The sequence below is a fragment of the Actinomycetospora aurantiaca genome (genome assembly GCF_037401875.1).
GTDB lineage: Bacteria > Actinomycetota > Actinomycetes > Mycobacteriales > Pseudonocardiaceae > Actinomycetospora > Actinomycetospora aurantiaca.
The window spans coordinates 1-17,748 of the sequence record NZ_JBBEGN010000004.1; the positions used below are offsets into that span (position 1 = coordinate 1).

Annotated in this window: 18 protein-coding genes; 6 read left to right on the top strand and 12 right to left on the bottom strand. The window is 74.2% G+C overall.

What is annotated here, in order from left to right; all coding sequences use genetic code 11:
• Window positions 1-46: 46 nt before the first annotated feature.
• Complete coding sequence (locus WCD74_RS10420) at window positions 47-463, bottom strand: acyl-CoA thioesterase (protein ID WP_337694793.1); 417 nt, start codon at window positions 461-463, stop codon at window positions 47-49.
• A 151-nt stretch (window positions 464-614) separates the two neighbouring features.
• Between WCD74_RS10420 and WCD74_RS10425 the strand changes: the two genes are divergently transcribed.
• A complete protein-coding gene (locus WCD74_RS10425) occupies window positions 615-2,180 on the top strand; it encodes a Na+/H+ antiporter (RefSeq protein ID WP_337694794.1) in 1,566 nt (521 codons plus the stop codon).
• A gap of 8 nt (window positions 2,181-2,188) precedes the next feature.
• On the opposite strand, the gene WCD74_RS10430 is transcribed toward WCD74_RS10425, so the two are convergent.
• The 9 genes from WCD74_RS10430 to WCD74_RS10470 all read right to left on the bottom strand — a co-directional run bounded on the left by WCD74_RS10430 (window position 2,189) and on the right by WCD74_RS10470 (window position 10,228).
• Window positions 2,189-3,085, bottom strand: a complete 897-nt coding sequence (locus WCD74_RS10430; RefSeq protein WP_337694795.1) for a helix-turn-helix transcriptional regulator — start codon at window positions 3,083-3,085, stop codon at window positions 2,189-2,191.
• Entirely contained in the window at window positions 3,082-3,906 is an 825-nt protein-coding gene (locus WCD74_RS10435; RefSeq protein WP_337694796.1) for an SMP-30/gluconolactonase/LRE family protein, read from the bottom strand. Before WCD74_RS10435 ends, WCD74_RS10430 begins: the two co-directional genes overlap by 4 nt.
• Window positions 3,906-5,465 (bottom strand): class I adenylate-forming enzyme family protein, encoded by a 1,560-nt coding sequence (locus WCD74_RS10440; RefSeq protein WP_337694797.1) that lies wholly within the window; start codon window positions 5,463-5,465, stop codon window positions 3,906-3,908. The genes WCD74_RS10435 and WCD74_RS10440 overlap by 1 nt, the downstream gene beginning before the upstream one ends.
• Window positions 5,466-5,515: 50 nt before the next feature.
• The gene (locus tag WCD74_RS10445) at window positions 5,516-6,190 is read right to left on the bottom strand and encodes a GntR family transcriptional regulator (protein WP_337694798.1); all 675 of its coding nucleotides are present in this window, start codon (window positions 6,188-6,190) and stop codon (window positions 5,516-5,518) included.
• Between the two features lie 62 nt (window positions 6,191-6,252).
• Entirely contained in the window at window positions 6,253-7,350 is a 1,098-nt protein-coding gene (locus tag WCD74_RS10450; protein ID WP_337694799.1) for a CaiB/BaiF CoA transferase family protein, read from the bottom strand.
• Between the two features lie 34 nt (window positions 7,351-7,384).
• The gene (locus WCD74_RS10455) at window positions 7,385-8,119 is read right to left on the bottom strand and encodes an SDR family NAD(P)-dependent oxidoreductase (RefSeq protein WP_337694800.1); all 735 of its coding nucleotides are present in this window, start codon (window positions 8,117-8,119) and stop codon (window positions 7,385-7,387) included.
• Window positions 8,116-8,655, bottom strand: a complete 540-nt coding sequence (locus WCD74_RS10460) for an SDR family NAD(P)-dependent oxidoreductase (protein WP_337694801.1) — start codon at window positions 8,653-8,655, stop codon at window positions 8,116-8,118. The genes WCD74_RS10455 and WCD74_RS10460 overlap by 4 nt, the downstream gene beginning before the upstream one ends.
• Window positions 8,652-9,806, bottom strand: coding sequence for a thiolase family protein (locus WCD74_RS10465; protein ID WP_337694802.1), 1,155 nt, complete (start codon window positions 9,804-9,806; stop codon window positions 8,652-8,654). The genes WCD74_RS10460 and WCD74_RS10465 overlap by 4 nt, the downstream gene beginning before the upstream one ends.
• Window positions 9,803-10,228 (bottom strand): Zn-ribbon domain-containing OB-fold protein, encoded by a 426-nt coding sequence (locus tag WCD74_RS10470; RefSeq protein ID WP_337694803.1) that lies wholly within the window; start codon window positions 10,226-10,228, stop codon window positions 9,803-9,805. Before WCD74_RS10470 ends, WCD74_RS10465 begins: the two co-directional genes overlap by 4 nt.
• A gap of 182 nt (window positions 10,229-10,410) precedes the next feature.
• Here WCD74_RS10470 and WCD74_RS10475 point away from each other — a divergent pair, with 182 nt between their 5' ends.
• Genes WCD74_RS10475 through WCD74_RS10490 form a run of 4 tightly spaced genes read left to right on the top strand, consistent with a single transcriptional unit; the run spans window position 10,411 to window position 14,829 of the window.
• Complete coding sequence (locus WCD74_RS10475; RefSeq protein WP_337694804.1) at window positions 10,411-11,526, top strand: NDMA-dependent alcohol dehydrogenase; 1,116 nt, start codon at window positions 10,411-10,413, stop codon at window positions 11,524-11,526.
• An 8-nt stretch (window positions 11,527-11,534) separates the two neighbouring features.
• Window positions 11,535-12,830, top strand: coding sequence for an MFS transporter (locus tag WCD74_RS10480; protein WP_337694805.1), 1,296 nt, complete (start codon window positions 11,535-11,537; stop codon window positions 12,828-12,830).
• Between the two features lie 11 nt (window positions 12,831-12,841).
• Window positions 12,842-14,002: an acyl-CoA dehydrogenase family protein gene (locus WCD74_RS10485; protein ID WP_337694806.1), complete on the top strand. Its 1,161-nt coding sequence runs from the start codon at window positions 12,842-12,844 to the stop codon at window positions 14,000-14,002.
• A complete protein-coding gene (locus WCD74_RS10490) occupies window positions 13,999-14,829 on the top strand; it encodes a helix-turn-helix domain-containing protein (protein WP_337694807.1) in 831 nt (276 codons plus the stop codon). Before WCD74_RS10485 ends, WCD74_RS10490 begins: the two co-directional genes overlap by 4 nt.
• Before the next feature lie 13 nt (window positions 14,830-14,842).
• On the opposite strand, the gene WCD74_RS10495 is transcribed toward WCD74_RS10490, so the two are convergent.
• Complete coding sequence (locus WCD74_RS10495; protein WP_337694808.1) at window positions 14,843-15,994, bottom strand: serine hydrolase domain-containing protein; 1,152 nt, start codon at window positions 15,992-15,994, stop codon at window positions 14,843-14,845.
• Between the two features lie 62 nt (window positions 15,995-16,056).
• Between WCD74_RS10495 and WCD74_RS10500 the strand changes: the two genes are divergently transcribed.
• Window positions 16,057-16,914, top strand: a complete 858-nt coding sequence (locus WCD74_RS10500; RefSeq protein WP_337694809.1) for a helix-turn-helix transcriptional regulator — start codon at window positions 16,057-16,059, stop codon at window positions 16,912-16,914.
• On the opposite strand, the gene WCD74_RS10505 is transcribed toward WCD74_RS10500, so the two are convergent.
• The gene (locus tag WCD74_RS10505) at window positions 16,902-17,735 is read right to left on the bottom strand and encodes an SDR family oxidoreductase (RefSeq protein WP_337694810.1); all 834 of its coding nucleotides are present in this window, start codon (window positions 17,733-17,735) and stop codon (window positions 16,902-16,904) included. The genes WCD74_RS10500 and WCD74_RS10505 overlap by 13 nt on opposite strands.
• Window positions 17,736-17,748: the final 13 nt, after the last annotated feature.

Below are 17,748 nucleotides of genomic sequence, written 5' to 3' on the forward strand. Positions count from 1 at the left end.
AACGGGCAAGACATCGAATCCGCGTCGTTCGGCTGGCGCGACCTCGTCAGGGAAGCTGCAATGACTCCAGCGCGGTCCGCCGCTCGCCCTCGATGGGGACCGTCTCCTCGCTCGCGCGGTCGATGAAGACCTGGGTGAAGGTGCCCTCGAAGAAGAGCTCGCCGTCGGGACGGCGCATGCCGACCTCGAACCGCACGCTCGACCGCCCGAGCTCTCCGACCCGCAGGCCGACCGAGACCACGTCGGGGAACCCGGCTTGCGCCCGGTACTCGCAGTGCACCTGCTTGACGAGCCCGACGGTGTCGCCGTGGTGGGGGTCGAGGCAGCCGTTCTCGACCATCCAGCGGTTGACGACGCTGTCCATGATGTCGTGGTGCACCACGTTGTTGAGGTGCCCGTAGGCGTCGTCGTCGTTCCAGCGCGTGGTGACGTCCTGCCAGTGGACGTAGTCGTCGTCGCTCACGGGGCCGGTGTTCGGCGATCCGGGCCGATCGGCAAACCCGGGAGGCCTGAGCGAGGCAGCAACATCGAGCACCTCCTGCGCACGATCGCGAGGTCCATGCCGACCTCGGCGCACCTAGGGTCCGCCCGGGACGACTCCGGGGAGGGCGCGCGTGTACGACCCGGCGGGGCTCACCGTCCTGGTGCTCTTCGGCGTCGCCATCCTGATAGCGCAGGTCGTCGCCCGGCGCACCGGCGTCAACGGACCGATCCTCCTGCTCGTCGCCGGCGCCGCTCTCGCGGCCGTCCCGGCGACGGCCGCACTCCGCGTCCCGCCCGAGCTCGTCGTCCTGCTCTTCCTCCCGGCGCTGCTCTACTGGGAGTCGCTGACCACGTCCCTGCAGGCCATCCGCGCCGACCTGCGGACGGTCGTGCTCTCGTCGGTCTTCCTGGTGCTCGCGACCGCAGCCACCGTGGCGGCCGCGGCGCACGTGGTGCTCGGACTGAGCTGGCCGGTCGGCTTCGTCCTCGGCGCGATCGTCGCCCCGACGGACGCGACCGCCGTCGCCGCGGTCGGGGTCCACCTGCCCCGCCGGCAGCTGACGATGCTGCGGGCGGAGAGCCTGGTCAACGACGGGACCGCGTTCGTGCTCTTCGCGGCGGCCGTGGCCGTCGCGAGCGGCGCGGAGCCGTTCTCCACGCCGAACGTGCTCGGGGACTTCGCGCTCTCCTACCTCGGCGGGATCGCGATCGGCGTGCTCCTGGCTCGGCTGGCCATGCTCGCCCGGCGCGTGGCACCCGACGCGCTCACCCAGAACGTCGTCAGCGTGCTCACCCCGTTCGCGGCCTTCCTGCTCGCCGAGGAGGTCCACGCGTCCGGGGTCCTCGCCGTCGTCGTCTGCGGCCTGGTCCTCAGCCGACTCGGCCCGCGGTCCATCGGCGCCGACACCCGGCTCCAGGCCCACGCCTTCTGGCAGATCGTCACCTTCCTCCTCAACGCCACGCTGTTCCTGCTCATCGGACTGCAGCTCCCGGCGGCGCTCGCCTCGGTGTCCGCCACGCCGGGGTTCGCCCTGGCGGCAGCGGCGCTCGTGTCGGCCGTGGTCGTGGTGACGCGACTGGTGTGGATGAACGCCGTCCCCTACCTGGTGCGGGCGCTGGACCGCCGACCGGGCCAGCGCACCCGGAGGATCGGGGCGCGGCAACGCCTCCCCCTCGCATGGGCGGGCTTCCGCGGCGCGGTGTCGCTCGCGATCGCCCTCGCCGTGCCGCTCACGACGGTCGACGGGGCCCCATTCCCGCACCGCGACCTGCTGCTCGTCGTCACCTTCGGCGTCATCCTCGTGACCCTGGTGGGACAGGGCCTGACCCTCCCCGCCGTCGTCCGCGCCGCCCGGTACGACCCGGACACCGCGGTCGATGACGAGATCGCGCTGGCGTACGAACGCATGGCGGACGCGGCGCTGGCCGACCTGCCCCGGCTCGCCGAGGAGCGTGGGATCCCCGAGGACGTCGTGGCCCGCCTGCGCGTCGAGGAGGAGCGCCGGCGCCGGCCCCCACCGGAGCCGGTCGGTGCCGACCGCGAGCACGACCTGCGGCTCGCCCTGGTGCAGGCGCGACGACGCACCCTGCTCCGGTTGCGCGACGCCGCCGTCATCGACGACCAGGTCCTGCTCCGTGTGCAGAGCGAGCTCGACGTCGAGGAGCTGGCGCTGCGTGGCGGGGCCGACCCGGGCTGAGCGGTCGGTCAGGTGCCCGCGAAGGTCCCGGGTGTGCAGCCGTACCGCTCGCGGAAGACGGCGGTGAACCCGCTGGTGCTCGCGTAGCCGCAGCTCGCCGCCACGGCCGCGACGCCGTACCGGCCGGAGCGGAGCATCTCGGCCGCCCGCTCCATGCGCAGGTCCGTCAGGTAGCGGTGGGGCGTCGTCCCGGTCGTCGCCGCGAACAGGCGCAGGAAGTGGAACCGGCTCAGGTTCGCCTGGCGCGCCATGTCGTCCAGCGTGACCCGCTCGCCGAGGTGCGCGTGCAGGTGGTCCACCACGTCCCCGAGCGTCCTCGTCGACAAGCGTCCCGGCGGGCCGACGTCGCGCGCATCGACCTCGCCCGACGAGCCGAGCAGCAGCTGGGCGCCGAGCGCCTGGGCGAGCGACTCGGCCACCACCGACCCGGCCCCGCGTCGCAGGGCGGTGTCCAGCGTCCCAAGCGTCGCCGAGACGACCGGGTCGACCAGGTGCAGCACATCGAGGTCGGCGATCGGGCGGAGACGCCCGGGCCGGGGAAGTCCCTCGCGGATCTCCTCGAGCAGCTCGACGGGCACGTGCACGTGGAGCGTGCTCCGTGGCCCACCCCCGGAGTCCCGCCAGCGCAGGACGTCTCGACGGTCCGGCGCGGTGACCCCGACGACGCCCGGACGGTACCGCGCCGACCGCCACCGCCCCCGGGTCCGCGACTCCAGCCGGAACGTCCCCCGCAGCACCATGACCACGCCGAGGTCCGGGGTCGGGGTCGTCTCGAACTCCGCCGCGGCCGCGGGTTGGTCGACGACCTGCACCAGGGGCGCCGCCCAGTCCAGGTCCGCGCTCGACGCGACCCGCCGTCCCGGCTGGTGCTCTGCGACCGCATGGCTGGCCGGCGCCGCCCTCACCCGGTCGGGTCGACCGGGAGCGCGAGCACCCGGCCGCCCTTGGCCGCCGTGACCACCAACCGGTCGTGACGGGGGCCGGCCAGGCACAGGTTCGTCGGGAAGGTGGGCCCGTCGAAGTCGATCCGGCGGTGCAGGTCCCCGTCGGCGGAGAGCACGAACACGGCGTCGGCGGTGGGAGAGGCGGCGTAGAGCAGGCCCCGGGCGTCCAGGGCGAGCCCGTCCGGTCCGCCCTCGGGCAGGGACACGGACCGGCCGGTCGACTCGAGGCGGCTGCCGTCCCAGTGGTGGGCGGTGATGCACCCGGCGTCGGTGTGGGCGAGGTGCAGGGTGTCGGTGGCGGCATCGAAGACGAGCCCGTTCGGGAAGTCCTGCTCGTCCAGCAAGGTCTCCGTGGTGCCCGCCGCCGGGTCGTGCGCGAGCACCCGCCCGTGACCGGTGTCGCCCGGGGGTCCGGGGTCGGTGAACCAGAGGCGGCCGTCCGGGCCGGCGACGAGGTCATTCGGGGCCCGGGTCCCGGGGATCGGGACGTCGACGACGACGCCGCCGGGTCCCTCGACGCTCTGGAGGCCCGGCCGGGTCGGCCGGGAGGAGCGGCTCGCGCGGACCGCGCCGCCGTTCTGCGCGACCCAGATCCGGCCGTCCGCGTCCTCGGCGAGCCCGTTCGGGCCGCCTCCGATCTCGATCTCCCCGAGCACGCCGCCGTCGGGGTCGATCTCGACGACGAGTCCCCGGGAGAGCGACACCACGAACAGCCGCCCGTCGCGGGTGGCCAGCGGGCCCTCCGTGAAGCCGATGCCCCCGGCGAGGGTGTGCACCGTCATCACGCACCCCCCAGCTGCTCGCGCAGGAGCTTCTTGCTGACCTTTCCGGTGCTGGTCAGCGGCACGTCCCCGCTCGCGAGCAGCACGATGCGGGACGGGACCTTGTAGCTGGCCGCCCGGCCGCGGATCCAGGCGACCAGGGAGTCGGGGAGGTCGGGCACGTCCCGGGAGGCGACCACCGCCGCCACCATGACCTCGTCGCCCGCCGCGTCCGGCAGCCCGACCACGTACGCCTCGCTCACGTCGGGGTGAGCGACGAGCAGGTCCTCGACCTCCAGGGGCGCGATGTTGATGCCCTTGACCTTGAGCATCTCCTTGCGCCGACCGACCACCGTGAGGCGGCCGTCGTCGTCCAGGACGCCGAGGTCGCCGGTGCGCATCCAGCCGCCGGGCCGGAAGACGCCGTCGTCGAGGTCGGGGCGATCGAGGTAGCCGCGGATGACGGCGCCCCGGACCTCGATCTCGCCGGTCGTGCCGGACGGCGCCGGGGTCCCGGACTCGTCGCACACCCGGAGTTCCTGGGTGGGGAGCGCGGTGCCGCTGGTCTGCAGCCGGACCTCGCGCGGGTCGTGCGCGTCGGACATGGCCGAGTGGCCGTACGCCTCGGAGAGGCCGTAGACGCTGCACACCTCGGCGACACCGAGCTCGTCGATGGCCAGGCGCTTCTCCTCGGCGCTGAAGCCCGTCGTCCCGGTGCGCAGCGAGGAGAGGTCGTGCTCGCCGAACGACGGGGCGGCGAGCAGCACCCGGGTGGCGGCGCCGAAGCCGTAGTAGACCGTGCAGCGCTCCCGGGCGATGAACGCCAGGGACTCCTCCCCGTCGATCCGCGGTTCGAGACACAGGGTGGCCCCGACGCCGAGGGCGACGGGCAGGGCGTTCGAGCACCCGTAGCCGAAGAACAGCGGGGCGCCGAGCCAGAGCCGGTCGCCGCGCTCCAGGTGCTGACGGCGGGCGATCTCCCGGGTGTTCGCCATCAGCGTGCCGTGCTCGAGCGGGACCGGCTTGGGACGGGCGGTGCTGCCGCTGGTGAAGAGGATCCACGCCAGGTCCCCGGGTTCCGGGCCAGGAAGGTCTGTGGTCGGCCCGTCGCCCGGCACGCCGTGCGGGAGGGGGTCCTCGGCCGCCCACACCAGCACGTCCTGCCCGGGACCGGGGAAGCCCGCGTCGCGCAGCTCCGCGACGGTGTCGCGGCCGAACACGGCGCGGTCGGTGACGACGAGCGCCACCGCGGCCTCCTCGAGCACGTGCTCGAGCTCGGCCGCGCGGTACCAGGTGTTCAGGGGGACGACCGTCAGGCCGGCGCGGTGGGCGGCGAGCGCGGCGACGATCCACCGCACCCCGTTGGGGAGCAGGACCGCCACGCGGTCCCCCCGGTGCAGGCCGCGCCGGAGGAGGTCGGCGGCGAGCTGCGCGGTCCGCTCCCGCAGCTCGGCGTAGGTGAGCCGACCTTCCCCGCCGACCACCGCCTCGTCGTCGGCGGGAGCGGCGTCGAGGGCGGCGACGAGCGTGGGGTGGGGGGCCGCGGTGTCGACCACCGGCGGCCGGGCGTGCGTCATCATGGATCTTCCCTGGGATCGGACGGGGTTCGGGCGGCGCGCGGAGGCGCCGGTCAGTCGCTGAGGACGCCGGAGCGCTTGAGCGCCGCCACGACCTGGTCGCCCTCGTGCTGCATGTGCTCGCGATTGGCCCGGTCCGCCTCGCGCGCGTCCCCGGCGCGCAGGGCCGCGACGATCGCGGCGTGCTCCTCGTTGGCCTGGCGGCTGGCGGCCGCGGGCAGGCTGTAGACCTCGCGGGGCAGGTTCCGCGAGAGGTGGCGCAGGACCGAGAGGGTGCGCCGGCTCGCCCCGGTGTGGTTGATCAGGGAGTGGAACTCCCAGTTCAGGTCGTGCAGGAGCTCGTGGTCCTCGCTGGCGACCATCTGCGCGTGCAGGTCGTCCAGCCGCTCGAGCACCGGGGCGGTGATGCGCCGCGCGGCGCCGGCCGCGGCCAGGCCCTGGGCCATCCCGTAGATGCGGTAGTGGTCCTCGATGTCCTCGGCCCGGATCGGGACCACGTAGGTGCCGCGGTGCGGCTCCGAGGCCACCAGTCCGTCGTCCTCGAGGGCGATGAGGGCCTCGCGCACCGGGAGCCGGCTGACGCCCAGGTCGGAGGCGATCGTGTCCTGGGGGACGCGCTGCCCGCCGGCCAGGGAGCCGTCGAAGATCATGCTGCGGATGTACTCCGCGACCTCGAGTCCGCTGCGCCGCCGCTGGATCACCGGCCGGTCGCGCCGGCGTCCCGTCACGTCCGCCTCCCGCCCGCCACGATCCGGATAACGTATCAGCATCGTCGGCGTCCGGTCGGCGGTCACGCGGCACCCACCGGCGCCGCGACGTCCCACCGTCGGAGTGCGGAGTCGAGGTCGGCCGGGTCCCCGGCGCCCAGCGGTGTGCCCGAGAGGCGCGGCGCCGGGGCCGGCCCGGGGTGGCCGTCGTCGTCGGGCACGAGGGTCCCCCGCGCCGTCAGGTGTTCGTCGACCGCGGCCTCCGCCATGCTCAGCACGGGTGTGACGCAGGCGTCGACGCCGTCGAACCGCTCGGTCCACTCGGCCCGGGTCCGGACGCCGAAGGCGGCGGCGATCCGTCGCTTGGTCTCCGGCCACCGCGCGCGGTCCCACTGCTCCCCGACCTCGGCCGGGTCGATCCCGAGCCCCGCGAGCAGCGCCCGCCAGAACGCCGGCTCGATGCTGCCGACGGCCATGTACTCCCCGTCCGCGGTCGCGTAGACGTCGTAGAAGGGGGCGCCGGTGTCGATGTCATTGGTCCCGGGCTCCCCCTGCCACCGGCCCTGGGCGGCGCGGCTCCAGATGCCGGTCATGAGCAGGCTGACGCCGTCGACCATGGCGGCGTCGACGACCTGGCCCCGGCCGGTGCGGCCGTCGCGTCCACGGGCGAGCAGCGCCGTGAGCACCCCGACCGCGAGCAGCATGCCGCCGCCCCCGTAGTCGCCGACGAGGTTGAGCGGCGGCACCGGCGCCTCGCCCCGTCGGGCGATCGAGCGCAGCGCGCCGGTCAGGGCCAGGTAGTTGATGTCGTGTCCCGCCTGGTGGGCGCGCGGGCCGTCCTGGCCCCACCCGGTCATGCGCCCGTAGACCAGGCCGGGGTTCGCAGCGCAGCAGGGTTCCGGCCCGAGACCGAGTCGCTCCATCACGCCCGGCCGAAAGCCCTCCAGCAGGACGTCGGCGCGGTCCACGAGGGCGCGGGCGGTCGTGAGGCCGGCGTCGGACTTGAGGTCGAGCCCGATCCACGGTCGCCCGCGCAGCAGCGCGCCGCCGTCGACCGGCCCGGCCGGGCGGTCGATCCGCACCACGTCGGCGCCGGCGTCCGCCAGCACCATCGCGGCGAACGGGGCCGGGCCGAGGCCGCCGAACTCGACGACACGGATCCCGTCGAGGGGTCCGGGCATGACTTCTCCTTCGGATGGGCCGGGTGGGGCCGCGTCAGGCGGCGTACGGGTCGGCGACGCTGCGGCCGCCGCAGACCGGGAGGACCTGGCCGGTGACGTAGGAGGCGCCGGCCAGGTAGGCGACGGCGTCCGCGACGTCGTCGGGACGTCCGGCGCGGCCGACGGGGATGGCGTCGAGGGTCCGGCGGCGGATCTCCGGCGGGAGGCCGTCGGTCATCGCGGTCTCGACGAAGCCCGGCGCGACCGCGTTCACGGTGATCCCCTGCGGACCCAGCTCGATGGCGAGGCTGCGGGTGGCGCCGACCAGCCCGCCCTTCGCGGTGGAGTAGGCCGTCGAGCCGAACGTGCCCAGCCAGGCCCGCGACGCGAGGTTGACCACCGCTCCCCCACCCCGGTGGGCCATCTCCCGGGCCGCGAGCCGGGTGAGGGCCAGCGGGCCCAGGAGGTTGACCTCCTGCAGCCGCCGGAAGTCGGCGGGGTCGAGCTTGGCCACCCGGGCGTCGCGCAGGACGCCCGCGCAGTTCACGAGGACCTGCGGGCCGCCGAGGTCCGCGCAGGTCCGGATCGCGGCGGTTCGCGACGCCGGGTCGGTGACGTCGAGCACGACACCGACGGCGCCAGGGACCGCCGTGGCGGTGTCGTGCACCGCCTCCCGGTCGAGGTCGGCGACGACGACGCGGTGCCCGCTCTCGGCGAGCCGGGCGACGATCGCCCGGCCGATGCCGCCGGCCCCTCCGGTCACCAGTGCGACGGGTGCGTGGGTGCTCACGGCCGCAGCCTCCCCAGGTCGGTGCCGGCGGTCAGGGAGATCTCCTGGCCGGTGACGTCCGCGCCGCCCTCGGACAGCAGGGCGTCGAGTGCGACGGCGAGCGCCCGGACCGACGGCGCGGCCGGGTCGACGGCGAGGACGTTGACGGTGATCCCGTCACGCGCCAGCTCGATCGCGAGCGTGCGGGCCATCGACAGCACGCCGTTGGTGACCGCCGAGGCCGCCGCGCCGTCGGCGAGGCCCATCAGCGGGGCGTGCGGGAGGACGAGCACGAGTCGCCCACCGGCGGTGAGCGCCCCCACCGCCCGCTGCACCTGCTCGAGGGCGTCGACGAGGGCGTCGCCCACCTCGCGGTCGAGCCGCACGTCGTCCAGGTCGCCCAGGGACGCCGGGCCCGGGACCCGGGGGACGACGCAGAACGCCCGGGTGAGGCCGGGGCTCACGCCGTCGAGCGCCTCGCGGACGGTCGGGACGAGGGCACCGTCGCCCAGCACGCCCGCGACGAGGTCCCGGCGGTCGTCGAGCATGCCGGTCATCGGCTCATCACCACGGTGGTCACCGAGCCCCCGTCCGTCCCGTTCACGGTGCCGCCCTTGCAGTAGGCGAGTCCGGTGCGGGCGCCCTCGACCTGCCGGCCACCCGCGTCACCGCGGAGCTGCCAGGTCAGCTCGCACACCTGGGCCGCACCGGTGGCCCCCACCGGGTGGCCGCGGGACAGCAGGCCGCCGGACGGGTTGACCGGCAGCCGGCCCCCGAGGGCGGTGTGTCCGGCGGCCGTCCAGGCCGCGCCGTCGCCGCGTGGAACGAGGCCGAGGCCCTCCATGCGCACGATCTCGGCGATGGTGAAGCAGTCGTGCATCTCGACGAGGTCCACGTCGTCGGGCCCCACCCCGGAGAGTTCCCACGCCTGCTCCCCCGCCCGGCGGGAGACGTCCTCGGCGTTCGGGTCGCCGAGCCCGGCCTGGACCGACCCGCTGACCAACCCCACGCCGAGCACCCGCGGGGTCGACGCGGTGATGCCCAGCCGACGCAGCCCGGCTGGGCTGCACAGCAGCACCGCGGCCGCGCCGTCGGAGATCGGGCTGCAGTCGAGCAGGCCCAGGGGTTCGGCGATCGGGCGGGCGTCGAGGACCTGCTGCAGGTCGATGGGCTTCTGGTACTGCGCGTAGGGGTTGTGCACCGAGTGCGCGTGGTTCTTCACCGCCACCGCCGCGATCTGGTCGCGGGTGGCGCCGTGGTCGGCCATGTACCGCCGGGCGCTCATCGCGTGCCCGGCGGCCATGACGTAGCCGACGGCGGCGTCGAGGTCCCCCGGGTCCGGGCGGACGCCACCGGCGACCCGGTCGGTCATCTTCTCGACGCCGATCACGAGGGCCACGTCGTGCAGCCCGGCGGCGAGGGCCACCCACGCCTCGCGGACCGCGGTGGCCCCGCTGGCGCAGTAGTTCTCGTGGTTGGAGACCGGGCGACCGTCGAGCCCGAGCTGCGCGGCGATGCGCTGCCCCGCGACCGGACCGCCGAAGACGTGACCCACGTACAGGCCGTCGACCGCGTCGAGCCCGGCGCCGGCATCCTCCAGCGCCGTACGCGCGGCCCGGGCCGCCATGTCCTCGAGCGTGACGTCCGCGGGGTACTTGCCGAAGCGGATCATGCCGACCCCGGCGACGTGGGCGGGCGCGAGCGTCATGCCGCCACCTCCTCGGTGCGGGCGCGGAAGCGGTAACCGAGCAGGGTGGTGCCGTCGTCGGCGGTCCCGACGGGGTGGAGCTCGAGCGCCACCGGCTGGTCGAGGGCCACCCGCTCGGGCGCGACGCCGACGACGATCGCCATCAGGCGCACCTCGTCCGAGCGCAGGTCCACCTGGGCGAGGACGTACGGCACCTCGACGCCCGGGGGCGCCTGCCGCACGACCGTGAAGGAGCAGATGCGCCCCTCGGTCGTCAGCGGGACCGTCTCGAGCTCCGCGCCGGACCGGCATCCCGGGCAGAAGCCGCGGGGCGGGAACGTGGTGGTTCCGCACGCCGAGCACCGCGATCCGAGCAGGCGCGGTGGATCGAGGGTGAGCAGGTCGGCCCGGAACGGGCGGTCGACCGTGGCGGTAGTGGACATCGCTCCTCCTGACTCGAGCGTCCGAGCTCGACGCTCCTCCTCAAACTAAATCCTTGATACAAGTTTGTCACCATGCGAAGGTGCTCGGAGTCACCAGCGAGACCGTCGCACCTTGTCAGAGCCCATCCAAGGTCAACTCGCTGGCGGCTCGTTTGTATCAAAGATCAGGTCAGGAGGAGTCGATGAAGACCCGTGCCGCTGTCCTCACCGGACCGCACACGCCGTTCGAGATCGTCGAGCTGGAGCTCGACGAGCCGGGACCCCACGAGGTCCTGCTCAAGATGTCCGCGTCCGGCCTGTGCCACTCGGACCTGCACATGATCGACGGGGACAACATCGTCCGGTTCCCGATCGTCGGCGGTCACGAGGCCGCCGGGGTCGTCGAGCAGGTCGGCTCGGCCGTCACCAAGGTCGCCCCCGGCGACCACGTCGTCTGCAGCTTCACCCCGTCCTGCGGCATCTGCCGCTACTGCTCCACGGGCCGGCAGAACCTGTGCGACATGGGCGCCACGATCCTCGAGGGCAGCATGCCCGACGGCACCTTCCGGATGCGCCACGACCGCCTGGGGGAGGTCGGGGCGTTCTGCATGCTCGGCTCCTTCTCCGAGTACGCCACCGTCTCCGACGCCTCCTGCGTCAAGGTCGACCCCTGGCTGCCGCTCGACACGGCAGTGCTCGTCGGGTGCGGCGTCCCGACGGGGTGGGGTACCGCCGTCAACGCCGGCGACGTACGCCCCGGGGACACCACGGTGATCTACGGCGTCGGCGGCGTCGGGATGAACGCCGTGCAGGGCGCCGTGCACGCCGGCGCGAAGTACGTGGTGTGCGTCGACCCGGTCGCCTTCAAGCGCGAGACCGCCCTGGAGTTCGGGGCCACCCACGTCTTCGCCGACGCCGCCGAGGCCGCGGCGACGGTGGCGGAGCTGACGTGGGGGCAGGGCGCCGACCAGGCGTTGTGCGTCGTCGGCGTCATGGACGAGCAGGTGGTCACCGACGCCTTCGACGTCGTCGGCAAGGGCGGCACCGTCGTGATCACCGGGGTGGCGAACCCCGAGAAGCTCACCGTGCACCTGTCCGGGTCGGCGATGGTCTACAACCAGAAGACCGTCCGCGGGACGCTGTTCGGCTCCTCGAACCCGCAGTACGACATCGTCCGCCTGCTGCGCCTCTACGACGCCGGCCGCCTGAAGCTCGACGAGCTGGTCACCGCGCGCTACACGCTCGACCAGGTCAACGACGGCTACCAGGACCTCCGCGACGGCAAGATCATCCGCGGCGTCCTGGACTTCGAGAAGTGAGCACCCCCATGTCCTCGACCACCCCTCGCTCGGTCGTCGTCGCCACCGTCATCGGCAACTTCACCGAATGGTTCGACTTCGCCGTCTACGGCGCCGTCGCCATCACCCTCGGCCGCGTCTTCTTCCCCTCCGTCGACCCGACGGCCTCGCTGCTCGCCTCCCTGGGGGTCTTCGGCGTGGCGTTCGTGTTCCGGCCGCTCGGCGGCGCCGTCCTCGGCTCGATCGGGGACCGGTTCGGCCGGCGCGTCGCGCTCTCGGCCGCCGTCCTCGGGATCAGCGGGGCCACCACGCTGATCGCCCTCCTCCCCTCCTACGCCGCGATCGGGATCGCCGCCCCCGTGTTGCTCATCCTCCTGCGCTGCGTCCAGGGCATCTCGGCGGGCGGAGAGTGGACCAGCGCCTCCGCGTTCCTCGTCGAGTACGCCCCGGCCGGTCGCCGAGGTGCTCGTGCCAGCCTCGTGTCCGCCTCCGGTGGACTCGCCATCGTCGTGGGGACGGTGACCGTCCTCGCGCTCGAGGCGCTGCTCGAGCCGGCCCAGATGCAGGCCTGGGGCTGGCGGCTGCCGTTCCTGCTCGCGGCACCTCTGGGTCTCGTCGGGCTCTACCTCCGGCTACGCCTCGACGAGACGCCGGTGTACCAGGAGTTGCGTCGCAACGACGATGTCCCGGCCCGGCCCCTGCGCGAGGCCCTGCGCACCGGCCGTCGCACGATGTGGATCGCCTTCGCGTGCGCCTCGATCACCGGGGTCGGCTTCTACTACCTGGCCACCTACTTCGCGAACGCGATGTCCGTCGGCGGCTCCCGCACCACCGCCCTGTGGGTCGCCTCGGTGGCGTTGCTCGTCTACGTCGTGCTCTGTCCCCTCGCCGGGCGCCTGTCCGACCGGATCGGACGGCGGCCCGTCTACATCGGCGGCGCGCTGGGCCATGCCGTGCTCGCCGTCCCGGTCCTGTACCTCGTCGGCTCGGGGTCACCCACGCTCGCGCTCCTCGGCATGTGCCTGTTCGCCGTACCGCAGGCCGGCCTCAACGTGATGTCGTCGATCGTGCTCGTCGAGCTGTTCCCGGCGCGGACCCGGTCGAGCGGTGCCGCGCTCGCGTACAGCCTCGGGGTCGGCCCGATCGCGGGGACCGCGCCTCTCGTGGCGGCTGCGCTGGCCGCGGGGACCGGGAGCACCGTCGCTCCGGCTCTCTACCTGGCCGGGATCGCCCTGGTCGTCGGCCTCGTCCTGGTCAAGGTCCTGCCCGAGACCGCGCACCGCGCGCTGAGCGACGCGCGCCCCGATGTGCGCGCCACGGCCTGAGGAGGTTCGCCATGCCCACGCTGGACGCCGAGGAACAGGCCGTCGTCGACCTCGTCCGCGAGTTCGTCGACAAGGAGGTCAAGCCGCAGGTCAACGAGCTCGAGCACGCCGACACCTACCCCGAGGACCTCATCGAGCAGATGAAGGAGATGGGGATCTACGGGCTCGCCGTGCCCGAGCCCTGGGGCGAGGCGCCCGTGTCGATGCCCTGCTACACGCTCGTCACCGCCGAGCTCGCGCGGGGCTGGATGAGCCTCGCGGGCGCGATGGGCGGCCACACCGTCGTCGCGAAACTGCTCGTCGCGTTCGGGACCCGGGCCCAGCAGGACCGCTACCTGCCGCGGATGGCGACCGGGGAGCTGCGCGCGACCATGGCGCTCACCGAGCCCGGCGGCGGCTCGGACCTGCAGGCCATGACGACCACGGCCCGACGGGAGGGGGACGGGTACGTCGTCAACGGCTCGAAGACCTGGATCTCGAACGCCCGCCGGTCCGGGCTGATCGCGCTGATGTGCAAGACCGACCCGCACGCCGAGCCCCGGCACCGCGGCGTGTCGATCCTGCTGGTCGAGCACGGCCCCGGGCTCGAGGTCTCGAAGGACCTCCACAAGCTCGGCTACAAGGGCGTCGAGACCTGCGAGCTGGCCTTCACCGACATGCGCGTGCCCGCCGACGCCCTGCTCGGCGACACCGAGGGGCGCGGCTTCGCGCAGATGATGAAGGGGCTGGAGACCGGCCGCATCCAGGTCGCCGCCCGGGCGCTCGGGGTGGGGACGGCCGCGTTCGAGGACGCCCTGCGCTACGCGCAGGAGCGCGAGAGCTTCGGCAAGCCGATCTGGCAGCACCAGTCGGTCGGCAACCACCTCGCCGACATGGGGACGAAGCTGACGGCGGCGCGGCAGCTGATCCTGCACGCCGCCGAGCGCTACGACGCCGGGCAGCGCAGCGACATGGAGGCCGGCATGGCCAAGCTGTTCGCCTCCGAGACCGCGATGGAGGTCGCCCTGAACGCCGTGCGCATCCACGGCGGCTACGGCTACTCGACCGAGTACGACGTCGAGCGGTACTTCCGCGACGCCCCGCTGATGATCGTCGGGGAGGGCACCAACGAGATCCAGCAGGGGGTCATCGCCTCGCAGCTGGTCCGACGGGGCGGGCTCGAGCGCCGGTGACCTCGGCGCGGCCGGGCGGGCTCGCCGGCTTCCTCCGGGCGGCACGCGCCCGGGCGAGGGCCCCGGCCGACGTCGGGGAACGCCCACGGCGGGTGCCGGGACTGCGCCGCGAGGAGCTGGCGAGAGCGGCCGGCGTCAGCGTCGAGTACGTCACCCGCCTCGAGCAGGGCCGCAGCCGGAACGCGTCGCCCGAGGTGATCGACGCGCTGGCCCGGGCGCTGGACCTCGGCGAGGTCGAGTACCTGCACCTGCACGACCTCGCGTTCCCCCGACGCGGCCGGCGCGACCGTCGCCCGGCCCGCCGGCACGTCCACCCGGCGGCGCTCGATCTCCTCGAGACCTTCGATGCCGTCAGCCGTCCGGCACTCGTGCTCGGGCGCCGACTCGACGTCCTGGCCTGGAACGACCTGGCCTCGCGCCTCGCGGCCGTCGACTTCGCCACCGTCTCCGCCCGGGCACGCAACGCGGCCCGGATGGTCCTGCTGACGCCCGGGACCGACGAGCGGGACGACCTCGCCGACCGGGTGGCAGCCCTCCTGCGCTTCGAGTCGGGCCGGCACCCGGACGACCCGCTGCTCGCGGAGCTCGTCGTGGAACTCGCGGCGGGCAGCGGGGCGTTCCGGCGCGCCTGGGCCCGGCACCGGGTGCGTCGCCACGGGTCCGGGGAGCACACCATCGTCCATCCCGTGGTCGGCGAGGTCACGGTGACCTACCAGGCGCTCAGGGTGGAGGGCGCCCCGGACCAGACCCTCTACGTCCTCCGGGCCGAACCGCACTCGCCCTCGGCGGCCGCGCTCGGGCGCCTGCAGGAGCTCCGCGGGACCTGACCCCGTCCGACGGTCAGGACGTCACGGCGTCGTAGACGGCGGCGACGTACTCCGCGCTGCGCTCCGAGCCGATGATGCCGGGCGACATCCGGTTCATGACGTAGGAGATCGTCATGCGGCGGTCGAGGTCCAGGACGACCATCGAGCCACCCCACCCGCCCCAGAAGGCGATCCGCCCGTCGGGGAGCCACGGGAGCGTCCGCCGCTGTGGGAGGCCGAACCCGATGCCCCACCGCAGCGGGATGCCGAGGACCAGGTCGGTGCCGTCGGCCTGGGGTTCGAGGATCCGCTCGACGGTGCGCGGACCGAGGAGCCGGATCCCGTCGACCTCGCCGCCGCGGGCGACCACCGAGAGGATGCGCGCCAGCGACCCGGCGTTCCCGTGACCGTTGACCGCTCCGAGCTCGGCGCGCTGCCACTGCGGGGTGTTCGCGTCGGTCGGGGCGGCACCCGCGGCGAAGGTCTTCGCCGCCGGACCGTCGACGGACGGCGGGCCAGGGTCGGCCCCGTCGGCTACGTCGCTACCGGACGGCGGGACGATCGGGGCCACCCGTGGCCGGTCGGCCTCGGGGACGCCGATCCGGAAGTCCGCACCCAGGGGCTCCGCGATCTCGTCGGCGACGAACCGGGTGAGCGAGCGGCCGGTCGTGCGGACGACGAGCTCGCCGATCAGGTGCCCGTAGGTCAGCACGTGGTACCCCGAGGCCGTGCCCGGCGTCCACCACGGCTCCTGCGCCGCCATCCGGGCGGCCGCCCCGCGCACGTCGTAGAAGTCCTCGAGCGTCGCCGGCGGCTCGAGCCCCGACACCCCCGAGGTGTGCGAGAGCAGGTGCCGCACCTCGACCCCGCCCTTGCCGTGCGCGGCGAACTCCGGCCAGTAGCGGGCGACCGGGGCGTCGAGGTCGAGCTCGCCGCGGTCGACGAGGACCAGCGCCGCGAGAGCGGTCACCATCTTGGTGCACGACCAGACGTTGGTGATGGTGTGCTCGTCCCAGGGCGACGTGCGCCCGGCGTCGCGGAACCCGCCCCGGAGATCGACGGCACGGTGCCCGTCGAGGTCGACCACCAGCGACGCGCCGATCTCGTCGCCGTCGTCGAGCCGGCGCTGCAGCGCCGCCCGGACGTGGTCGAACCCCGGGTCGCAGGATCCTCGCAGCGTGGTCACGGTGTTCCCTCCTAGGATCGGACATCGACGGAGCAGGGTGGAGCGAGTCGCGGAGGCCGGCGATGACCTCGCGCACGGAGGGGGCCCAGCCCGACCTCGCGGGCTTCCTCAGGGCGGCCCGGCGCCGGGCCGGAGCGCCCGGGCCGGAGGTCGACGGCCGCTCCCGGCGTGTCCCGGGCCTGCGCCGCGAGGAACTGGGCGAGCTCGCCGGGGTCAGCGTCGACTACGTCAAGCGGCTCGAGCAGGGCCGCAGCCGCACCGCCTCCCCCCAGGTGCTCGACGCGCTCGCCCGCGCGCTGGGTCTCGACGACGTCGAGCGGCTGCACCTGCACGACCTGGCCGCGCCACCGCTCCACGCACGCGGGCGTCGACCGCGTCCGCCGCGGGTCCACGCGGCCACGCTCGACCTGCTCGACACCTTCGACGCGGCCGGCCGCCCGGCGTTCGTCCTCGGCCGGCGCCTCGACGTCCTGGCGTGGAACGGCCTCGCGTGCCGGCTGATCGTCGACTTCGACGCCCTCGCACCCCGGGACCGCAACGCCGCGCGGGTGGTCTTCCTCTCGCCGCACGGCCGGGCGCTCTACCCGGACTGGGACACCGCGGCCACCCAGGTCGCGGCGAGCCTGCGCTTCGAGGCGGGGCGGCATCCCGGTGACCCCCTCCTGCTCGACCTGATCGGTGAGCTCCGGGAGACCGACCCCCACTTCGAGCCCGCCTGGTCGCGGCAACGGGTGCATCGACGCGGCGCCGGCCCCGTGACCTACCGCCATCCCCTCGTCGGCGAGCTCACCCTGCGCTACCAGGCACTCACGGTGAACTTCGACGCCGACCAGACCCTGTACGTGGGTCGGGCGACGCCGGGGTCCGAGGCGGGGCTCGCCCACCTGCGCGAGGCCGTCGGGGCCGCTCAGTCCTCGTGAGCTGTGGCCAGCGACCGCTCGCGCCAGAGGGCGAGATCGTCGGCCCGCCTCGCCGTCACGACCTCGTGCCGCTCGTAGGCGTCGCGACCGAGCAGCAGGTGCGTCGGGAGCTTGTCGGTGTCGACGACCTCCACGATCAGGGCGGCGCCCCGGACCGGGTCGCCGAGCTGCGTGTGGTTCGCGTCGTCCGCCCAGTCCAGCGTCGCGTGCGCCGGGGTGCCGTCGTACGCGTCGACCCGCGACGCCGGGGTCGCCAGTGAGCTCGCGTCGAGGAAGTCGGTCCGGAAGACCCCCGGCTCCACGACCATCGCCCGGACGCCGAACGGCTCCATCTCGGCCGCCAGCGCCTCGCTGATCCCGGCGACGGCGAACTTGGACGCGGCGTAGAGGGCCGCCCCCGGCTCGCCCTCGAAGCCCGCGCGTGACCCGATGTTGACGATCGTGCCGCGGCCCTGCGCCCGCATCGTGGGCAGGACCGCGCGGGTCACCGAGATCAGGCCGAACACGTTCACGTCGAACAGCGAGCGCGCCTCGGCGTCGCTGATCTCCTCGAGCGCGCCGAGCAGACCGCGCCCGGCGTTGTTGACCAGCACGTCGATCCCGCCCAGCTCGCCGACCACCTGCTGCACCGCGTCGCGCACCGACGCCTCGTCGGTGACGTCGATCGTCACCGCGACCGTCCGCTCGTGGCCGCGCAGGTCCTCGGGGAGCGAGGCGACGCGGCGCGCCCCCACCGCCACGTGGTGTCCCGCCGCAGCCGCGGCACGGGCGATCTCCGCGCCCAGCCCTCGTCCGGCTCCCGTGATCAACCAGTTGGACACTCTCGTCTCCTCC